General features: G+C 61.9%; 15 protein-coding genes. 8 read left to right on the forward strand and 7 right to left on the reverse strand.

Annotated elements, in window-relative coordinates; translation table 11 throughout:
* Positions 1-98: 98 nt before the first annotated feature.
* Positions 99-500: an SWIM zinc finger family protein gene (locus VJ109_RS00400; protein WP_324758197.1), complete on the reverse strand. Its 402-nt coding sequence runs from the start codon at positions 498-500 to the stop codon at positions 99-101.
* Positions 501-1,472: 972 nt separating this feature from the next.
* Here VJ109_RS00400 and VJ109_RS00405 point away from each other — a divergent pair.
* Together VJ109_RS00405 and VJ109_RS00410 are read left to right on the forward strand one after the other, a co-directional pair.
* Positions 1,473-1,823 carry a hypothetical protein gene (locus VJ109_RS00405; protein ID WP_324758199.1) on the forward strand — a complete coding sequence of 117 codons (351 nt, stop codon included), beginning with the start codon at positions 1,473-1,475 and terminating at the stop codon, positions 1,821-1,823.
* A 737-nt stretch (positions 1,824-2,560) separates the two neighbouring features.
* Positions 2,561-2,683 carry a hypothetical protein gene (locus tag VJ109_RS00410; RefSeq protein WP_276221173.1) on the forward strand — a complete coding sequence of 41 codons (123 nt, stop codon included), beginning with the start codon at positions 2,561-2,563 and terminating at the stop codon, positions 2,681-2,683.
* Between the two features lie 423 nt (positions 2,684-3,106).
* Here the strand turns inward: VJ109_RS00410 and VJ109_RS00415 are convergent, their stop codons facing one another.
* The 3 genes from VJ109_RS00415 to VJ109_RS00425 all read right to left on the reverse strand — a co-directional run bounded on the left by VJ109_RS00415 (position 3,107) and on the right by VJ109_RS00425 (position 7,085).
* A complete protein-coding gene (locus tag VJ109_RS00415) occupies positions 3,107-3,535 on the reverse strand; it encodes a CopG family ribbon-helix-helix protein (protein ID WP_276221172.1) in 429 nt (142 codons plus the stop codon).
* A 275-nt stretch (positions 3,536-3,810) separates the two neighbouring features.
* Positions 3,811-5,730: a PDC sensor domain-containing protein gene (locus tag VJ109_RS00420; RefSeq protein ID WP_324758202.1), complete on the reverse strand. Its 1,920-nt coding sequence runs from the start codon at positions 5,728-5,730 to the stop codon at positions 3,811-3,813.
* Between the two features lie 2 nt (positions 5,731-5,732).
* A complete protein-coding gene (locus tag VJ109_RS00425; RefSeq protein WP_324758204.1) occupies positions 5,733-7,085 on the reverse strand; it encodes an ABC transporter substrate-binding protein in 1,353 nt (450 codons plus the stop codon).
* 166 nt (positions 7,086-7,251) lie between these two features.
* Between VJ109_RS00425 and kdgK1 the strand changes: the two genes are divergently transcribed.
* The 3 genes from kdgK1 to VJ109_RS00440 all read left to right on the forward strand — a co-directional run bounded on the left by kdgK1 (position 7,252) and on the right by VJ109_RS00440 (position 11,121).
* Positions 7,252-8,211: a bifunctional 2-dehydro-3-deoxygluconokinase/2-dehydro-3-deoxygalactonokinase gene (kdgK1, locus tag VJ109_RS00430; protein WP_324758206.1), complete on the forward strand. Its 960-nt coding sequence runs from the start codon at positions 7,252-7,254 to the stop codon at positions 8,209-8,211.
* A gap of 118 nt (positions 8,212-8,329) precedes the next feature.
* Complete coding sequence (pyk, locus tag VJ109_RS00435; protein ID WP_324758208.1) at positions 8,330-10,093, forward strand: pyruvate kinase; 1,764 nt, start codon at positions 8,330-8,332, stop codon at positions 10,091-10,093.
* A 53-nt stretch (positions 10,094-10,146) separates the two neighbouring features.
* Positions 10,147-11,121, forward strand: coding sequence for an ROK family protein (locus VJ109_RS00440; RefSeq protein ID WP_324758210.1), 975 nt, complete (start codon positions 10,147-10,149; stop codon positions 11,119-11,121).
* 74 nt (positions 11,122-11,195) lie between these two features.
* Here the strand turns inward: VJ109_RS00440 and VJ109_RS00445 are convergent, their stop codons facing one another.
* Positions 11,196-12,371 (reverse strand): Cdc6/Cdc18 family protein, encoded by a 1,176-nt coding sequence (locus tag VJ109_RS00445; RefSeq protein WP_324758212.1) that lies wholly within the window; start codon positions 12,369-12,371, stop codon positions 11,196-11,198.
* Between the two features lie 167 nt (positions 12,372-12,538).
* Positions 12,539-14,071, reverse strand: a complete 1,533-nt coding sequence (gene glpK, locus VJ109_RS00450) for a glycerol kinase GlpK (protein ID WP_324758214.1) — start codon at positions 14,069-14,071, stop codon at positions 12,539-12,541.
* Between the two features lie 566 nt (positions 14,072-14,637).
* Here glpK and glpA point away from each other — a divergent pair.
* From glpA to VJ109_RS00465, 3 genes are read left to right on the forward strand one after another with little or no spacing between them, the layout of a single operon-like run.
* Positions 14,638-16,410: an anaerobic glycerol-3-phosphate dehydrogenase subunit GlpA gene (glpA, locus tag VJ109_RS00455; protein WP_324758216.1), complete on the forward strand. Its 1,773-nt coding sequence runs from the start codon at positions 14,638-14,640 to the stop codon at positions 16,408-16,410.
* Positions 16,400-17,674 carry a glycerol-3-phosphate dehydrogenase subunit GlpB gene (glpB, locus tag VJ109_RS00460; protein WP_324758218.1) on the forward strand — a complete coding sequence of 425 codons (1,275 nt, stop codon included), beginning with the start codon at positions 16,400-16,402 and terminating at the stop codon, positions 17,672-17,674. Before glpA ends, glpB begins: the two co-directional genes overlap by 11 nt.
* Entirely contained in the window at positions 17,671-19,041 is a 1,371-nt protein-coding gene (locus VJ109_RS00465; RefSeq protein WP_324758220.1) for an anaerobic glycerol-3-phosphate dehydrogenase subunit C, read from the forward strand. Before glpB ends, VJ109_RS00465 begins: the two co-directional genes overlap by 4 nt.
* Positions 19,042-19,073: 32 nt before the next feature.
* Here the strand turns inward: VJ109_RS00465 and VJ109_RS00470 are convergent, their stop codons facing one another.
* The gene (locus VJ109_RS00470; protein ID WP_324758222.1) at positions 19,074-19,526 is read right to left on the reverse strand and encodes a universal stress protein; all 453 of its coding nucleotides are present in this window, start codon (positions 19,524-19,526) and stop codon (positions 19,074-19,076) included.
* Positions 19,527-19,571: the final 45 nt, after the last annotated feature.

Raw genomic sequence — 19,571 nt, forward strand, 5'->3', positions numbered from 1 at the left:
CTCGCAGTTCTCGAAGTGGTCTATCTTGATGTGCTGGCCGTCGTGGACATAGAACGTCTGTCCGCAGTGGTCGCACCGTAGGCGTCCCTCGGCTCGGCTCACTGGCCTACCTCCTGATCGTCAACAGACAGCCATGCGGGGGGCCGTCGAAGGGTTCGGTCGGCGTCCTGGTCGACTAGCCACGTTTCCGAGCGGGTCCAGTGCCACCAGATCGCGGCGACGTGGGCGCAAAAGCGGCGGTGGGTCCATCCCCGGCAGTCACAGTCACAGCAGAGAGTTCCGTCTTGGACGACAGCGGTAGTGCGGTGGATACTCCCGTCGCCTACCTGAACCATGTATTCGGCGTCGTTAACGGAATTCACGGCCGTCTCCTCGTCTTGAACCCGTTGCCAGCTAGTCGACATAGGCCAGTCGGCGGGGAAGGTGAGGGCGTCGGGGCCGGCGACTGTCTCGCGTTCGGGCTCGGGCTCCTCGACGGCGGGGTAACGGGCTCCGCTCATAGTTCTCCACACTCCGGGCAATAGCGGCGAGGGATAGCCGAACCTGATGTGGTGCCGGTTTTCATCCGAGCGCCACATTCTGGACAGTATCGAAGACTAGACATTATGCGACCACTCCGGTAGAAATGTGACGGAACAACCGCAAGACAACGGTGGGAGACGAGACTTCTAAGGAAGTGTCAGAAAGGAGAGCCTTATCTGGGAACGTGGTCCTATATTTCGCCGTCTTTTCGGTTCACATTCACAATTCAAAGGAGTCCTGTCGGGCCTATAGGTCACTTTCACAAATATACGGGTTCCTGTCGGCGTTCTGGTACAACAGGGCCAAACCCCGGGCGAGTTCGTGCTTACTGATCCGGTCTTTTCCGGTCGGTTCGATTCCGACAGCTCCCAGATACCCTCGCAGGACTCCACCTCTCTGCAGCTGGGAAATCACAATTGGGCTGTCGATGACAGTCACGATCCTACTTAGCTGGAAGTCGAGAACCCGAGTTCCTCCCAAATTCTGATATTATCCATCTGAACACTCTGACAGAGCCGAGTTTCGTGTTCGAGCATTATACAATCTGCCCCGAAAGGTGAACAGTGTTGCCCGTCTCTGTCTGACCCTGCACTCGTAAACTACTAACCGCTATACAATTCAACCCTCTGTGAATCGCCATACAGTTGCTCGTTTTACCTCGTCATTATGTGTGAACCTTCCGACTTGGTGAGTTAAACGAGAATGGGAAATTAGCAAGCTATCGTAGCCAATGAAAATCAATACAGACCCAATCGCACGACTGCAGTTCGATCAGTGTGGTAATTGTTTGAATTGGTACTGTAGTGTCGACAAACCGATTGAGAGGCAAAGTGCAAGCATATGTGTTGAAACTGGTGGGGCTCGTCTAACTGGGAGTTTCTATCGCGAGTCTCGTTGCTGGACCGAGAGTCGTGCATTCAAGGTCGTTGCAGTCAACCTATCAGGTAACAATGGAACGAAGACACTTCCTGAAGCTGACGGGCTCTTCTCTGTTGGCGACCAGTAGTATCCTTGTATCCGGATGCTCCGCATTCGGGGGATTAGAGGTATCAAGTGTCGACGCCGATACCACTGCGCTGGGGAATATCGAAGTGCTAGTCGTTGTAGAAAACACGGCCAATAGCTCTCAGGACGGGGAACTAACGACACAAGTCGACGTGCAGGGCGGAGACACCTACACCCAGGGTGAGGAAATCACAGTCCCCGGAGAGTCCGAGAACAGCTACCGACACACCCACGATCTTTCCCTTTCAGAATCACTCTCAGCGGATTCCTTTGACTATTCTGCGAGTGTAGAATAGCACTGGTGCGCTGTGAAGAGCACTCTCTACGCGGGCGTGTTCTGTGCTGTCTCGCGACTGCTGAACAGTAAGGGGTAAGATACGCATCTTCGACATCTGAGTCTACGTTTTCCCGTAATTGGCCTGTTCGATCCCAGTCTTCGAACGTTCTGATCCGGAGCCTCGCCGATCACATCGTCTCGGCATCGAGAGTCCTCGTCGTCTCTTCGGACAACTCATGGCTGGCGATAAAAATTCTACACCTCCCACCAGCGAGCGCGACAGTTCGGATCGTATACGCTCTGTCTCCTCATATTATCTATCTACCAGTTCAGCGACTGTGGTAGAGCACCGTCCCGGTTGCAGCAACTTCAACCGTTTACACTGCCTTCTTCCTACCCAGTACCGTCTAAGGGATCTGTAACACGTGCTCATGTCTTGACGAGAGCTTCTCCGAGCCCTTGCCTCCGCCGGCCCTGAATAGAACGAACTAGAGTGTCATGGAACGGTCCACATATCTTAGTAGCTTCCAGAAAGCCCGCGTTCAAATTTGTCATATTATCTATTCAGAAGCGGTAATAGCGGTCGACTCGATCAATTTTAGAAGACCATGAACTGTTCCATGACACCGGCCTCTACGATATCTGAGACAGTCTTCCCGACGAGTAATGACGGAACCCATTAGGTGTCTCGTGGCAAATCAGTAGCCATGTGTACGACAGGTCCGTCGACGATCATGGAGCAGGCCGGTGGTTCCGATGGCTGATCCTGGAGCTGTTCGGGTCATCATGATCGGTATCGTTCTTCTTGCGATGGTCGGTAGCATTTTGGGATCGGTACTCTTGCTCAAGTTCCTCATGCGGTACACCTTCGAATCCTGACTGGCTGCTCCCCCCGCCAAACCGACCTTCGTGTCGTGTATATATCATTAATTTAGTCACAGGTCCGTTTCCAGCAAGACAAATAAACTGTATAGTGCTATATCGAATAGATGGAAGAGCTCTTCGGACTTCGGGTTTGGACTCCCACAGACCACCGACTAGCTAATACTTCTCGCCGAATGAACACAACTGGAACTCCTCGATCGGACGGTTGCTGACGGCCCCGCGTGTATCCTTCCGCTCCGACGACGGTTTCGGGGATCACGTAGGCGTGCGTGGAACGGTCGGAATACCGCAGTCCCCGGCGCCCGGATCTCGATCTCCTTACTGTTCGCTGTACGACGCTTCCATCGCTGTCTGGCAGCGATGCTACCGATTGGCTGTATCGGCACCCCAGCAGAGCAGTTTAACGCGGTCGGAAAATCAGTTCATATCCGCGAGCGGGCCGAAGTCGTCGACGGGTAGCACCGAGTAGTCAATCGTGAGCGTATCTTTGGTCGCACGGATCTTCCCGACGAACGTCGAGATCTCTTCGAGCGAGCCTTCGAGGACGAACAGCTCCATGCAGTGGTGACCACCGACGTGACTGTGGAAGTTCGCGGCGACGATGCCCTCGTGTTCGTGCCGGAGATGCATCATCTTCTCTTCGACACTCGTCGTCTCGTAGTCGAAGACGACAGTAACCACACCCATGAGGTCTCGATCTTCGAGTTTCTTGTCCTCAAACTCCCCTAGCAGATTACGGCTCGCTTCTCGAAAGACTTCACTGCGACCCGTGTATCCGTGGTCTTCAGCGAACTGATCGATCCGTTCGAGCAGTTCCTCAGGCATCGAGACGCTTACGACACTCATATAACAACTCAGGGCCGCTGAAATATTAAAAGTTATTATTAACGATGTAGGGGTTGCGATAATTACGGAGACGAGAGTCCTCGCTACGGATTCGCCGGAACTCAGCGAACAAAAAGCACACAGCAATCCCAGCCTCCGAAGCGGGTGATTTCGATCCCCTGTTCGTTGGACAGGATCACGAGACCTGCTCCGTGAGCGGCATCGGGACCCCATCAACGCGACAGACGACCGCAAAGAGCCAACGAAAGACGGCGCGACAGTGCCGTCGCGTGGTATCAGTTGTTGTCGTCGTTCTCGCCGAGGCCCTGAGAGGGGCCACCGGAGAAGACGAACTCGTGTTCGGCTTCGGTCTCGAAGCGGCCGAGGATGTCACCCAGCGGCTGGGCGTAGCGTTTCAGCTGCTCGGCACGCGAAGAGACCTCGTTGAGTTCGGCGGCTTGCTCCTCGGCAGCACCCGCGACCGTCTCGGATTCGGCCATCATCTCCTCGCTGGTGTCGGCCGCGTCCTGCAGTGTCGTCGCGACCACCCGGAACTGGTCTAACGACTCCTGAATCTCGACATCGGGGTTCGTCTCCTGGAGCTGTTCGAGCGTACTGACCAGTTCGTCGAGGTCCTCCGAGAGTTCCTGGAGTCGCTCTTTCTGATCGTAGGCGTCGTCGGAGACCTTCTGGATGGATTCGGCCACCTGTTCGGAGGCTTCACGCACCGACTCGGAGCTGGTCAGGACGACATCCCCGGACTCGGCGACCTCGCCGGCGAAGCTGTTGAGCTGCCCGACCGTCTTTTCGAGTTCGTTGATCATGCCGTTGAACTCGCTGGCGATGCGGTCCATCGACTCGTTCTCACCGTCAGTCTCCATGCGCTTTGTGAGGTTCCCACCGGCAGCAGCCTCCATGACGTCGGAGAACTCCTCGGCTTTCTCCTGGAGGTAGTTGTTCATCTCCATGGCCTCGGCCCGGGAGACTTCCGCCTCCTTTCGGGCACTCTCGGCCTCTGTGATCTGTTCTTGCAACGCGTCACGCATCTCGGAGAACCCGTTGTACAGTTGGCCGATGTTGTCGATCCGGCTCGTCGAGATGTCGACATCCAGGTTGCCCTGGCGCATCTCTTCGGTCTTGCGAGTCAGTCGGTCGATGGAGGTCGCGGTGTTGTACCCGAGAGCGGCACCGACACCACCGATGACCAGGACCATCAGTCCAGTCCCGATGAACCCTAGGAGACGGACGTTCTCGACGAACCCGAAGACCGCCGAGTACGGCGCGTGGACGAGGACGACCCAGTCGGTTCCCTCGATGGGCGCGTAGCCGACCGTGTAGCGTTCGTCGATGACGTTGCTGTTTCCGGGCATCTCACGGATGACGCCGGCCGCCTGGGTCGAACCGCGCAGCGTCTCGGCCTCCTGGATCGGCAGGCGTGCCTGGTCGCTACCGCCATACGAGGAGAGTGTCGCCTGCCCGCTGGCGGTCCCGGACCCGACCGGCTCGTCGATCATGACGACGTTCGACGCGTTGACGACCTGTGTAAACCCTCCTTCGGCCCGGTCGGCACCTTGGAGAGAGCCGGCGATCCTGTCAGTGGAGTACTCGACGACGATAAACCGGTTCTGTGAGGCGTCGACCTGGCTCATGAACCCGACGACGGGGCCGTCCTGTGATTGATACACGTTCGACATCTGTACTTCGCCGGCCCGGCTGAACGTGGTGTCTTCGGTCCATCCACGGCCCGCGTCCTGGACACTCGTCCCGGAGCTAAGCGCCGTACTCGCGATAATCGTCGTTCCCGACGGACTTCGTTCGAGGACGTGGATGTGCTCGACATCGGCAGAGAGCCCCGCCCGCTGGTTCTGGAGTTCTGTCTCCAGATCCGCAGTGTCGTCAGCGGTCCAAGCGCTACTCGAGGAGATAAACTGTGCTGCCAGCTCGTTGCGCTCGATCCAGCGCTGGATGATATCGCTTTCCTGTGCCGCGAGCCCCTGGTACTCGCCTGTCACCTGTTCTTCGGTGTAGTCCTGGAACTGCTGGGTGGCGACGATACCGACAGCACCGACGGAAAGCGCCATGATTACCAGGACGATACCGAACTTGAGCGCGAAGTTCTTCCGGATGAAATCCGGAACCACCGTCCCAAGGAGACCCGCACTCGGTCCGTCTTCAGAAGCCGTTCCACCTGTCTGTGATTGGTCCTGCGAACTCATTGTTAGCTACCTCCCAGCGAACACTCGCTCGCTGGTTCTTCTTGACACGAATACTCAATGTCACGGGTCGTCTTGATCACGTCGAAATACCGGCCGAAGTCCTGCTGGCTCTCCGGGCGCCCACGGACGATTGGGACCGGACGGATCGCCTGGTGGTCACACGCTCGCATCGTCTGTGCCCCGATCCCTGCACCGTACTGTGCTCCCTCTAGCGCACTGATGACCTGGTTCGGGTTGAACGTCCCTGCCCGTGCGACAGCACTCGCGTACAACAGCGTTTGGGTATAGGCGATGTGGGCCGGACCCGACGGAACCGACGAACTGGACGAGGCGGTTCCCCCCTGATACTCGTCGGCGAACGCCGACCGGAACGTGCTCGACAGCGGCGTATCGATCGACGGGTCCCAGGCTGCCGTTCCGATGACGTCCTCGATGGCCCCACCTGCCGTCTGTGCGACTGCTCTAGTGTACACCGGAACGACAATGTTCTCGTCCGGGAACGCTTCGCGGAAGGTCCGGAGGGCGTTCGCTGCGTCCAGCCCACGGAGGTTGAGGATCAATACGTCCTCCGACGAGTTCTCGATGTCGGAGACGTACTGGGAGAAGTCACGGGTCCCGACCTGTGCGACCAGGCTGCCGGTGAACTGCCAGCCGGCATCCCTGAGCGTCTTCGCGAACAGTTGGCGCTGTGCGTTCCCCCAGTCGTCCTGCGAGTAGATCTGGAAAAACTGCGCGTCCTCACCGTATTCGTCGAGGAGAACCGGTGTCAGCGCCCTGGTCGTCATCGTGGAGTTGAACATCTCCCGGAAACTGAAACGGTTGCAGTTCTTGCCGGTGAGACTGTCGATCTGTGCCATCGTCGCCATGTAGATAACCTCGGACTCACCGGCGATCCGTTGATGTTCGAGGGCCGTATCGCTCGTCGATCCCCCCGAGAGCATGATCACGTCCTGGTTGTCGACCATCGACTGGGCCGAAAGTCGGGCGGATTCGGGGTCACTCTCGGTGTCGCCCACGACGAAGTCAACGGTCTTTCCGAGGAGTCCCTCGCCGCTGAGGCTACTGAAAAGACTCTCCCCGACCCACCCACCGCCGTCGTTGATATGTTTGACAGCGAGTTTGTGTCCGCGGAGTTCCTCTTCTCCCGCGGTCGAGAACGGGCCGGACTGTGCGACGTTGAATCCGAACGTAGCGGTCTCGCCAGTTAGTGGGTAGTTACCGATCCGCTCGCCAGTTGGGGTCCCGTTACCACCGCCACCACAACCGGCCAGACCAGCGATACCCGCTGCCCCGACGGTTCTGAGAATCGACCGACGTGAGACACCGGACTCACGACGCACTGACCTACGTCCCATAGACTTGTGTGCAATATTCGAGTACAAAAGCTTTTGGAGCGTTTCGGCTGTTCGATGGACGAACGTAAACAGGGAGCCCCTATTCGTGCTAGACAGTACCACATATGGACGGTATCGGCCACTCGTTTCTCCAGGATTTATACCGGCTCCGGGTCCACTGCGGAGTATGACAGATCTCGTTACATTCGGCGAGACGATGCTCAGACTCTCTCCACCCCAACAGGAACGGCTGGAGACGGCCGACCAGTACGATGTCCATATCGCTGGGGCGGAATCGAACGTTGCCGTCGCCGCACAGCGGCTCGGGCTCGATACGGCGTGGCTCTCGAAACTCCCGGACTCGCCGGTCGGGCGACGCGTCACGGGAGAGCTTCGGCGCCACGGCGTGACGGTCGAGGTCTGTTGGGACGACAGCGACGATGGGCGGCAAGGGACCTACTACCTGGAACAGGGAGACATACCGCGTGGAAACGAAGTCATCTACGACCGGGCGGGTGCGAGCATCACGACACTCGCCACTGGTGAAGTCCCCGAGGGACTCGTCGAGGACGCAGACGCGATCCACACCTCCGGGATCACACCGGCGCTCTCCGACCGGGTCGAAACGACCACCGCAGACCTGCTCGAACGGGCGAGCGATGCCGGAACGACGACGTGTTTCGATCTGAACTATCGGTCGAAGCTCTGGAGCCACGCCGAGGCACAATCCGTCGTCACCGAGCTGTTCCCGGATATCGACGTGCTCGTCGTCGCCCAACGTGATGCCGAACAAGTGCTCGGGCGGACCGGCGATGCCGTCGACGTCGCTGCTTCGTTGACCGCCGACCACGGGTTCGACGTGACTGTCGTGACACGGGGCGCGGACGGCGTCGTCGCGGCGACGCCCGACGACGAGTACGTCCAGGGTTCCTTCGAGGCCAGCGATGCACACCCGGTGGGCTCCGGGGACTCGTTCGTGGGCGGGTTCCTCTCGCAGTATCTCACGACGGGGTCGGTCCCCGAAGGGCTCGAATGGGGCGCTGCAACTGCTGCTCTGAAACGCTCCGTCCCCGGAGATATCGCGGTCGTCTCACCCAGCGAAGTCCGCGAACTCATCAGGGGGGAGACGGCAGCGATCAGTCGATAACTCTCGGTTCCGTCGGTGGGTTTCGCGCATCCGACAACCTTCTTATCCCCGGCCACGGTATCCACCGCTATGTTCCCACGAAATATGCGCGCTCTCCGAGAGATGGAGGGTTCTGCTGATGCGTAGTGCGAAGATCGTCTGTACACTGGGGCCGGCGAGCGAGTCGCCGGACCAGATCGCCTCTCTCGCGGAAGCGGGGATGTCTGTCGCCCGGTTGAACGCCAGCCACGGCTCTCCGGAGCACCGCCGGGAGATGATCGACCGGATTCGAGAAGCCGACAACCGGGTCGAGACACCGATCGCGGCGATGCTCGACATGCCGGGGCCGGAGGTCCGGACCGCACCGATCGAGGAACCGATCGAGTTGATCACGGGATCGACGGTCGAGTTCGTCGTCGACGACGACGCGACACCCGAACGCGTCGGTCTGTCGAAGTCGATCAGCGCCGCGAAGGCGGGTGACAAGGTGTTGCTCGACGACGGCCGGATCGAGACGACCGTCGAGCGCGTCGAGGGAGAGACGGTCTACGCCCACGTCGAGAGCGGCGGCAAACTCAGCTCCCGGAAGGGGGTCAACGTCCCCGGTGTCGAACTGGACCTGCCGACGATAACCGAAAACGACGAACAGGAACTCGACGTCGCCGCCGAGAAGGAACCGGACTTCGTCGCCGCGTCGTTCGTCCGCACGGGGCAGGATATCTACGATATCAACCGTGCTCTGGAGGACCGCGGCGTCGACATTCCAGTCATCGCCAAGATCGAGCGGGCGGGCGCCGTCGAGAACCTCGATTCGATCATCGACGCGGCCTACGGCGTGATGGTCGCCCGGGGCGACCTCGGGGTCGAGTGCCCACTCGAAGACGTGCCGATCATCCAGAAACGGATCATCCGGAAGTGCCACCAGGCCGGCGTCCCGGTGATCACCGCCACGGAGATGCTCGATTCGATGATGCACTCCCGGCGGCCGACCCGTGCGGAGGCCTCGGACGTGGCAAACGCCGTCCTCGACGGCACCGACGCCGTGATGCTGTCGGGAGAGACGGCGATCGGCGATCACCCGACGCGGGTCGTCGAGACCATGGATCGGATCGTCCGCGATGTCGAGGCAAGCGAGGAGTACGCCGAGTCCCGGGAGCAACGGGTCCCGGCGGCCGGGGACACCCGGACAGACGCGCTGGCCCGCTCGGCGCGGTTCCTCGCCAGGGACATCGGCGCTTCGGCGGTCGTCGCCGCTTCAGAGTCGGGATACACGGCGCTGAAGTCGGCGAAGTACCGACCGTCGATCCCGATCGTCGCCTCGACGCCCAACGAGCGAGTCAAACGGCGGCTCGCGCTCTCGTGGGGAATCATCCCGGTCCTCACCGAGTACACCACACAGGGGGCGGACGCGATCATCCAGAGCGCCGCCCAGGCGGCCCTGGACACGAACGCCGCGGAGGGCGGTGACACGGTCGTGGTCCTCTCGGGGATGATGACCGAACTGGAAGGGCTCAACACCGCCAACATGCTGAAAGTCCACGTCGCCGCCGAAACTGTCGCGAACGGCCGCTCCGTGGTCGAGGGTGTCACGACGGGGAAGGTCTACCGGACCGACGACGGGAACATCGAACACATGCCCGACGGCGCGATCGTCTGCGTTCCGAGCGGCTTCGAGGGCGAGTTCGTCGGGGACACCGAGCGGATCGGCGGGATCGTCGACAGCAATCAAGGGATGACCAGTTACGCGGCGATCGTCGCTCGCGAACTCGGAATCCCCATGATCGCGGACACGAAACTACCTGATAGCGTCGGTGACGGATCGACGGTCACGCTCGACGCCGAACGGGGGGTCGTCTACGAACAACCCGTCGATCGCGAGGGTGACGCGGACCGGCGGCGCTGAGTCAGCGTTGAATATGTGTAGTTAAGTATCGGAAGGGCCACGTTCCCACCAGCATGGGCGCATACGCTGGGGTCGACCTCGGTGCGACACACATCCGGGCGTTGATCGCCGACGAGACCGGATCGAAGATCGCGTCACACAAACTCAAGACCCCGCGCGGGCCGACCGGCATCGCCGTCACGGAGGCGGTGCTCGAAGCGCTGCGCGAGGCCGCTGACGCCGCCGGTATCGTCCCCACCGACATCGTCGCAGCCGGTATCGGTTCCTTCGGTCCGATGGATCTCGCCGAAGGCGTTGTCACCAATCCCGCGAACCTCCCGGATACGATCGACCGGATTCCGCTGACCGGCCCCGTCGAGAACCTCATCGGAAGCGACCGGGTCTACCTCCACAACGACGCCATCGCCGGCGTCATCGGCGAACGGTACTATTCTGATCGCAACCCCGACGACATGGTGTATCTCACGATCTCCTCGGGGATCGGTGCGGGTGTCGCCGTCGACGGAAACATCCTCTCAGGGTGGGACGGCAACGCCGGCGAAGTCGGCCACATCACGATCGACCCGACCGGCTACATGACCTGTGGCTGTGGGCACGACGGGCACTGGGAGGCGTACTGCTCCGGTGAAAACATCCCGCGGTACGCCACGCGACTCCACCGCGAGGACCCCGTCGAGACGGCTCTGCCAATCGACGAGGAGGAGTTTACGGCTGCGGACGTCTTCGAGTACGCCGGCGAGGACGACTTCGCTGCCCACGTCCTCGAACAGGTCAACCACTGGAACACCATCGGCGTCGCCAACATCGTCCACTCCTACGCGCCCATCGTCGTCTACGTCGGTGGAGCCGTCGCGCTCAACAACCCCGAACAGGTCCTCGATCCGATCCGCGACCGTCTCGACGATATGGTCATGGCGAACATCCCGGATATCCAACTGACCACCCTCGGCGACGATGTCGGCGTTCGGGGCGCGCTTGCGTCCGCGCTCACCGGCGGGACCGGCGACCCGAGCGACGGGGTACAGTAGATCGGGTCCGCCGTCGGGATAGGCTGGGCGGTGGACACCCTGCGCGTTTCGGAACCGAAACACGCCGGACGGCCCTACTGGGACAGATCGTAGAGCTGGCGGAACGCAGTCGGTGGAAACCGTGGTTCCAGCCTGCTTGGCGGGCGCCCTTGCCCCGTGTCCGTCGTCGACTGTACGCGCTCGACGATTCCGACCTCTGCGAGTTCATAGAGGAACCGCTTGACGGTCCCCTGTGAGAGATCAACTGCAGCCTGCTGGGCGATCGCCTCTGTCGTCTTCGTCACCGAGGCAGTCTCGTCGGTACCGAGATCGACGAGTTCCCGAAGGACCCGTTGTCTGTTGGCCGGCAACGAGAGGACACGACCCAGTGACACACAGGGCTCGGGGATCTCCTCGATCGCGGCAGTCACATCGGTCTCGGCGATCCGATCACGGCCACTGCTGTCGGCGTGGACGGCGGCGATCAACAGGGCTGCGAGCGCGTCGTGTGCGTTCCCGTCGGCCCAGTCCGCGATCGTTCGCGCCGATCGATGGTCGAGCGCCTGCTGGGCGAGGCCGTCAGAGGCCCGCGTCATCACCACGTCGACGAGCATCTGTCGGCGGTAGCGATCCACGCGGATCGACCTGGCGGTGTACTCGGTCACCTCGGTCTGAGATGGATCGAGTTCACCGATAGCCAGCCAGCTGGCCTTGCTCGGGAGGCCGGCGAACAGATCGACGAGATCGGTCGTGTCGGTCCCACTCGGATCGTCGATGTGGTCGACGCCGACGACGACCCCGGAGTGGCGTCCGGAGAGTGTCTCGTGAAGCCGGGATCGTAAGGTCTCGGTCCCGATCCCGTGTTCGGGAACCGACTCTTCGATGATATTGTCCAAGATCGCGTGATAGAACGCGAACTCACTCGTCGTCGTCCGCGTGTCGACGTAGACGAACGCCGGTGAGGTCGGCGTCTGTGCACGCGTCGTCGTGTGGATGACCGCCCGTGCGTCCGTCGGGAGCTGTTCGAGATGACCGAACAACGCCGTGACGACGGCCGACTTCCCGGCTCCAGCGGGACCGTGGACGTACGCGTTCGGCGGTAACTTCCCCTCGAAGACGGGATCGAGGTGGTCCAAGAGCCGTTCGAAGACCGGGCCGCGGTCTGTCGGCTCTGTGGCGTGGGACACCGGTGAGAGGGCCTCGTAGTCGAGGATCAGCCGGTGCTCTCCGTCGCGGCGTTGGCGCCGTTTGATTCGCGCTTCGATATCCATAGGCGTTCGAAATGCGTTCGTTGTCAGCTACCAACGGCTGAAGCCGCCGGTTTCCGCGCTGTTTCCACTGCAGCGATCAGTCGGGTTCCGGCGCGTGGGATCAGGGTGAACTGCTCCCCTCCGATCCCGATGAGCACGTCCCGAAAGAGCGTATCGTGCATCCGTGATCACTCCTCCTGTGCCCAGTCGAGGGAGCGCTCGACTGCGTCGTCCCAGCGGTCGTAGCGTTTGTCGACTTCCGCGCTGGATTTCTCGGGGGTGAACTCGCGGTCGACCTGCCAGTTGTCACGGAGTTCGTCGACCGTGTCCCAGTAGCCCACCGCGAGTCCGGCCGCGTAGGCGCTTCCGAGTGCGGTCGTCTCGTCGACTTCCGGTCGGACGATCTCGGTCTGGATGATATCCGACTGGAGTTGACAGAGGAAGTTGTTCTTGACTGCGCCGCCGTCGACCCGCAGCGATGTCGTCTCGATGTTCGAATCCGCTTCCATCGCCTCGGCTACGTCCCGGGTCTGGTAGGCGATCGACTCCAGTGTCGCGCGGACGATATGCGCCTTCTCCGTCCCGCGAGTCATCCCGACGATCGTGCCGCGCGCCCGCCCGTCCCAGTGGGGAGCACCCAGACCGGTGAACGCGGGAACCATGTAGACGCCGTCGGTCGAGTCGACCGAACGGGCGAGTTCGGCCGTCTGTGCCGCGTTGTTGATCAGATCGACGTCTTCGAGCCATTCGATCGCTGCGCCCGTAATGAAGATCGACCCTTCCAGAGCGTACTGGACGGGTTCACCGGACATCTGGAAGCCGATGGTTGTCAGGAGGCCGTGGTCGGAAGCGACGGCCTCCTCGCCGGTGTTCATCAGGTAGAACGAGCCGGTGCCGTAGGTGTTCTTGGCGTCGCCCTCGTCGAAGCAGGCCTGGCCGAACAGGGCTGCCTGCTGGTCGCCCAGCGCGCCGGCGACGGGGATCTCCTCGCCGAGGAAGCCGTCGGGGTCGGTGTAGCCGTAGTAGTCCTCGTCCGAGGAGGGTCGCACTTCGGGTACCATCGACTCGGGAACGCCGAACTCAGCCAAGAGTTCGTCGTCCCATTCGAGGTCCCGGATATTGTAGAGCATGGTCCGGGAGGCGTTGGAGACGTCGGTGATGTGGTTGCCGGTGAGATTGTAGATGAGCCAGGCGTCGATCGTGCCCATGAGGAGTTCGCCGTCCTCGGCGCGGTCCCGGAGGTCGGCACCGCGTGAGGACTGCATCTTGAGTGGTTCGGCGTTGTCGAGGACCCACTCGGTTTTGGTCGCCGAGAAGTACGCATCACATTCGAGGCCGGTTTTCTCCCGAATCCACTCGACCTTGTCTTGCTCCTGAATGTCTTCGACACGGTCGGTAGTGCGGCGGTCCTGCCAGACAAGCGCGTTGTGGACGGGTTTGCCGGTTTCCTCGTCCCAGACGATAGTCGTTTCACGCTGGTTGGTGATACCCAGCGCTTCGAGTTGGCTGGCGTCGAGGCCTGCTTCTTCGAGACCGTCGATGACGACCTGCTGGGTGTTCTCCCAGATTTCGATCGGATCGTGCTCGACCCAACCGGGTTCGGGGTAGATCTGTTCGTGTGTTTCGTACGCGTTCGCGACGACCTGGCCGCTGTGGTCGAACACCATGAAGCGGGTGCCTGTCGTCCCTTGGTCGATCGAACCGACGTATGTGTCTGCCATTGATGTGTACTCCGTTGGCGGCATTGTTTATGAATTATGCCGTGATGGTAGTAAACAAGATAGTGAACCGGTATAAAAATTACTCACAGTGGGGGGCCTTCGGTAAAACAGATTCGTTCACGACATCGGAGGGGAAATTATACCTTACGAGGATGCCAAACGGGGAAACTGAACTCACAAGCTCCAACAGACCGATACTTGCTGTAGTAGCCAGTGAAGATCGATGCACACCCGATCGCACGACTGCAGTCCGATCGGTGTAAATCGTTTCAATTGGTACGATAGTGTCGCCGAAGCATCGGCCGCTACCCATGGCGAGAGAAGTTTTTATCGTCTCACCCAGAACGGGTTGTTCTGGTACCGCGCGCAGGCGGGAACCGATCGATCGGATTTGCGTGACTGAAACCCCGTTCTACCGGCGGCGTACTCGCGATAGCTTCGTTGTATACCGGGAACGGTCGCGTCAGTCGTCTCTGTTGACGTTCATTATCTCTCATAAAATTTATCGAGCGAGGGGATTCGACGGTAAAATAAAGTGGATGGGCGCTAAACGCTACGTAAGATAAATGGCTCCATCACCTCACGTCGTCGTTATCGGTGGCGGTTCCACCGGGGCGGGTATCACACGGGATCTCGCCATGCGCGGGTTGGATGTCACCTTACTCGAACAGGGGAACCTCACTCACGGGACAACGGGGCGGATGCACGGGCTCCTCCACAGCGGCGGCCGATACGCCGTCTCTGACCAGGCGAGCGCGACCGAGTGTATCGAGGAGAACCGTGTCCTCCGGGATATCGCGTCACACTGTGTCGAGATGACCGGCGGGCTGTTCGTCAAACGACCGGAAGACACCGAGGAGTACTTCGAAAAGAAGCTCTCGGGCTGTGAGGAGTGTGGCATTCCGGCTGAGGTCGTCTCCCGCGAGGAGGCCCGGGAGATCGAGCCACACCTCGCGAAGGACATCGACAAGGCGATCTCGGTTCCCGACGGCGCGATCGACCCGTTCCGACTGGTCGTGGCCAACGCGGCAAGCGCCCAGGAACACGGCGCGCGCGTCGAGACACATTCGACGGTGACGGACCTCGTCGTCGAATCCGGGGAGGTCGTCGGCGTCGAGGTCGACCACAGCGCCGGCCCCGGCAAGCGCGTCCACGGGACTGAAGGCGGCACCGAAGAGATCCGCGCGGATTACGTCGTCAACGCGACGGGCGCGTGGGCGGGCCGCATCGGCGATATGGCCGGTGTCGATATCGAAGTCCGCCCCTCGAAGGGCGTCATGACGATCATGAACTCCCGACAGGTCGACACCGTCATCAACCGCTGCCGACCCAAGGGCGACGCCGACATCATCGTCCCCCACGAGACCACGTGTATCCTGGGGACGACCGACGAGGAGGTCGATGACCCCGAGGACTACCCCGAGGAGCAGTGGGAGGTCGACATGATGATCGAGACCCTCTCGGAGCTGGTCCCGATGCTCCAGGAAGCCCGGACGATCCGGTCGTTCTGGGGCGTCCGCCCGCTGTACGAACCGCCGGACGTGGGTAGCGACGACCCGACCGACATCACGCGGGACTTCTTCTTGCTGGATCACGAGGAGCGGGACGACTTGGACGGGATGACCAGCATCGTCGGCGGGAAGTTCACCACCTATCGGATGATGGGTGAGCAGATCTCCGACCACGTCTGTGATCAGTTCGGCATCGACGCGGACTGTCGGACGGCGGACGTTCCACTCCCGGGAAGCGACGATTTCACCGTCCTGCGGGACTACATGGACGAGTTCGGCCTACGGTCGCCGATCGGCCGCCGGAGCGTCGAGCGACTGGGCTCGCGGGCCGACGAGGTGCTCAAAACCGACGGTCCGAACCCGACCGTCTGTGAGTGTGAGGGCGTCACCCGCGCGGAGATCCAGGACGCCATCTCCCAGTCCGGTTCCGATCTAAACGCCGTTCGAATCCGGACCCGCGCGTCGATGGGCAACTGCCAGGGTGGCTTCTGCGTCCACCGGATGGCGAGCGAACTCCACGGCGTCCCCGCGAGCGGGGGCTCGGCTGACGGAGCGGCAGCCGGCGAGTACGACGAGGCCGTCGCCCGCCAGGCCTGGGACGAACTGCTCCAGGAGCGCTGGAAGGGCCAGCGCCACGCCCTGTGGGGCCAACAGCTCTCCCAGGCCATGTTGAACTACGCCCTGCACGCGACGACCCAGAACCGCGACAACGATCCGGCCGACGGCGACGCGATCGACTTCGCCGCCTTCGACACGGGATCGGGACGGCCCGGTGGAGCGACCGGAGCCGACGTGGCCGCGGACGGAGGGCGAACGGATGGCAATTGAGTCGGAGGTACTGGTCATCGGCGGCGGTCTCGCCGGCCTCTCCAGCGCGCTCGCGGCCGCTCGCGAGGGGGCCGACGTTCGACTCCTCTCGTACAAACAGAGCACCCTCCGGAACGCCTCCGGGCTGGTCGACCTCCTCGGATACACCCACGAGGGCGACGGGCCGCTGACCGACCCCTACGACGCGATTCCCGCCCTTCCGGAGGAACACCCTTACCGGACCGTCGGCGTCGACGGCGTCCGCGAGGCCATGGCGATGTTCGACGACGTGACCGACTACCGAGGGGATCACACAGACACCAACGCCCTCCTGCCGACCCACGGCGGGACGGTCAAACCGACGGCACGCTACCCGCGGGGGGCGGCCGCCGGGTTGGCCAGCGACGACCGTGACGTGTTGCTCGTCGGCCTGGGATCGATGGTCGATTTCGACGCGCCCCACGTCGCCGCACACCTCGAGGCCGCCGGTGTCCCCTTCGACGCCCGCGGCGTCACCATCGAGTTCCCCGGGGACCTGCGGGCCGACGCGAAAGTGACCCGGTACGCCAAGCTCCTGGACACCAACGGCGAGGTCGCGGTCGACGGGCGGATGGTCGGCGCCCGGGACGCGCTCGCCGACACGATCGAACCCCATCTCGACGGGGAGAAACGCGTCGGACTCCCGGCCATCCTCGGGGACGACCACCCCGGCGCAGTCCGGGCCGCGCTCGGTGACCACCTCGGTGTCGACGTCTTCGAGGTCCCGATGGGACCGCCGTCTCTGCCGGGCCTGCGGCTAGAAGACGCCCTGTTCGAGGCACTGGACGAAGCCGGCGGGAACTTCGAGACGGGCAACCCCGTCGTCGACTACGCCGGCGAGGACGGACACATCGAGGAGGTGTACATCGAGAAAAACGGCGCGAAGATCCCCGTCAGCGGCGATCAGTACGTCCTCGCGACGGGCGGCCTCGTCGGGAAAGGCGTCGAGTCCGACCGCGAGGGGGTGTACGAACCGATCTTCGACTGTCACGTCCCTCACGCCGAGGACCGCTACGACTGGTTCGACCTGGACGTGTTCGGAGACCACCAGTTCGCACGGTTCGGCCTACCGACAGACGAGCAGTTGCGCCCACTGACAGCGGACGACTCCGTCGAGTTCGACAACCTGCGTGCCGCCGGGAGCATCCTCGGGGGCTACGACTTCGCGGCCGAGAAGTCAGGTAGCGGGGTGTCGATCGCGACGGGCCACGCGGCTGGCACGACCGCCGCACAGGAGGTACAATGAGCGACGCCGAATCATCTACAGAGTTCGACCCGACGGCACCGAACACGGGCGAGGACTTCGAACCCGTCGACGTCTTCCCCGACAGTGACGACTTCGACCTGCGCCCCGGCGCGGATTCGTGTTACAAGTGTTCGATTTGTGACACTAACTGCCCGGTCGCGGAGGTCGACGACGACTTCCCCGGCCCGAAGTTCCAGGGGCCGGAGCAGTGGCGCCTCAAGCAAAACGAGGACGACTACACGATCGACGACTCGATCACGGACTGCTCGAACTGCATGCGCTGTGACAACGCCTGTCCGTCGGGGGTACCCCTCTCCCAGATGCACAACACCGCCCGCGGGGAGTACGTCAGCGAGCAGATGAGCAAGTTCTCTGTCGAGTACGTCCGGAACCGCATCCTGGCGAACTACCGGACCTCAGCGACCATCGCCAGCAAAGTTCCGCGGCTGGCGAACTTCGCGATGAACTTCGGGCCGGCCCGGTGGGTCATGGAGAAGACCATGGGGATCACCAGCGAACGCGAGTTCCCCGCGTTCGCGAAACAGACCTTCCGGGAGTGGTGGTCTACTCGGGGCGGCGCGGCGGCCTCGAAAGAGAACGCACAGGCGGCCCGTGAACGGCGGGACCTGGACCGCGACGCCGACAAGAAGGTCGCGTACTTCCACGGCTGTTACTCCAACTACAACACCCCCGAAGTCGGTAAAGCGATGGTTCGGGTGTTCGAGGAGTACGGCTACGAGGTCGTCGTCCCCGAACAGCGCTGTTCCGGGACGCCGATGTTCGCCAACGGCATGTTGGACGACGCCCGCCGGGGTGCGGAGGTCAACGTCTCCTCGATGGCCGACCTGATTGAGGAGGGGTACGACGCCATCGCCTCCTGTACGTCCTGTTCGATGGCGCTGCGCCAGGAGTACCCCGAACTGTTCGACATCGACGGGATCGACGAGGTCGCAGCGAACACCTTCGAGTCGGTCGAGTATCTGCGCATCAACGAAGACCTGAAAACCGACCTGCAAGCGGCCGAGGTCGAAGGCGACCTCGCTCGGGAGTTCGCCTACCACGCGCCGTGTCACGCCCGCAACCAGGGGTTAGAACACCAGTCCGTCGAACTGTTCCGCGAGCTGGACGGCACCGACATCGAGGACGTCGGCGAGTCCTGTTCGGGGATCTCCGGGACCTACGGCTGGAAGGCCGAGAAATACGAGAAGTCGATGGCGATCGCCGACGAGATGTTCGACCACATGGACGACGCCTCGGGCGACACCGGGATGACGGAGTGTCCCACGTGTGCGATGCAGATGGAACACGGGACGGGGTACGACATCCGTCACCCGCTGGAACTGCTAGAGGCAGCCCTGGTCGAGTGAATATAACTGTGGGACCCCCGAAGTAGACGGTCCTAGTCTTCGCCGCGGACGAACGTGACCGGACAGGGAGCGCTGAGCATGACTTCCTGTGCGGTCGAGCCGAAGACAGCTTTGCCGGTCGGTGAGCGCTTGCGGCCGCCGACGACGACGAGGTCGGCACCGACACTCTCCGCGAGACTGACGATCTGTTCCCCGTGGTTACCGACGGCGCCACGGACGCTGGTCTGGAGATCTGCCTCGCCCAGTCGTTTGAGGAGTTCTCGGACGGTCGTGTGCCGATCAGCTACCTGGTCGGGGTTGGCTTCGGCGACCGACTCGAACTCCAGTCGGTCGACGACGTTCTCGTACTCCTCGTCAGTGAAGACGTGTGCGACGATGACTTCCGAACCGGCCGGACCCGCGATGTCCGTCACGGTGTCGGCGAGTTCGTCGATGCGGTCCTTGTCGTTCGGGCCGACGGCAAGCAGAATCGTCTCAAGTGCCATAGCAGCCATGCAGCCGGCGGCGGCGTAAATCCTTCGGTAGGTACC

This window comes from Haloarcula montana (genome assembly GCF_035666295.1).
In the GTDB taxonomy this organism is placed as follows: Archaea; Halobacteriota; Halobacteria; order Halobacteriales; family Haloarculaceae; genus Haloarcula; species Haloarcula montana.

Bases quoted from the DNA above. Each gene is read 5' to 3' on its own strand.
- VJ109_RS00400 (WP_324758197.1), bottom strand. From the start codon at position 500: ATGAGCGGAGCCCGTTACCCCGCCGTCGAGGAGCCCGAGCCCGAACGC.
- VJ109_RS00405 (WP_324758199.1), top strand. From the start codon at position 1,473: ATGGAACGAAGACACTTCCTGAAGCTGACGGGCTCTTCTCTGTTGGCG.
- VJ109_RS00410 (WP_276221173.1), top strand. From the start codon at position 2,561: ATGGCTGATCCTGGAGCTGTTCGGGTCATCATGATCGGTATCGTTCTT.
- VJ109_RS00415 (WP_276221172.1), bottom strand. From the start codon at position 3,535: ATGAGTGTCGTAAGCGTCTCGATGCCTGAGGAACTGCTCGAACGGATC.
- VJ109_RS00420 (WP_324758202.1), bottom strand. From the start codon at position 5,730: ATGAGTTCGCAGGACCAATCACAGACAGGTGGAACGGCTTCTGAAGAC.
- VJ109_RS00425 (WP_324758204.1), bottom strand. From the start codon at position 7,085: ATGGGACGTAGGTCAGTGCGTCGTGAGTCCGGTGTCTCACGTCGGTCG.
- kdgK1 (WP_324758206.1), top strand. From the start codon at position 7,252: ATGACAGATCTCGTTACATTCGGCGAGACGATGCTCAGACTCTCTCCA.
- pyk (WP_324758208.1), top strand. From the start codon at position 8,330: ATGCGTAGTGCGAAGATCGTCTGTACACTGGGGCCGGCGAGCGAGTCG.
- VJ109_RS00440 (WP_324758210.1), top strand. From the start codon at position 10,147: ATGGGCGCATACGCTGGGGTCGACCTCGGTGCGACACACATCCGGGCG.
- VJ109_RS00445 (WP_324758212.1), bottom strand. From the start codon at position 12,371: ATGGATATCGAAGCGCGAATCAAACGGCGCCAACGCCGCGACGGAGAG.
- glpK (WP_324758214.1), bottom strand. From the start codon at position 14,071: ATGGCAGACACATACGTCGGTTCGATCGACCAAGGGACGACAGGCACC.
- glpA (WP_324758216.1), top strand. From the start codon at position 14,638: ATGGCTCCATCACCTCACGTCGTCGTTATCGGTGGCGGTTCCACCGGG.
- glpB (WP_324758218.1), top strand. From the start codon at position 16,400: ATGGCAATTGAGTCGGAGGTACTGGTCATCGGCGGCGGTCTCGCCGGC.
- VJ109_RS00465 (WP_324758220.1), top strand. From the start codon at position 17,671: ATGAGCGACGCCGAATCATCTACAGAGTTCGACCCGACGGCACCGAAC.
- VJ109_RS00470 (WP_324758222.1), bottom strand. From the start codon at position 19,526: ATGGCACTTGAGACGATTCTGCTTGCCGTCGGCCCGAACGACAAGGAC.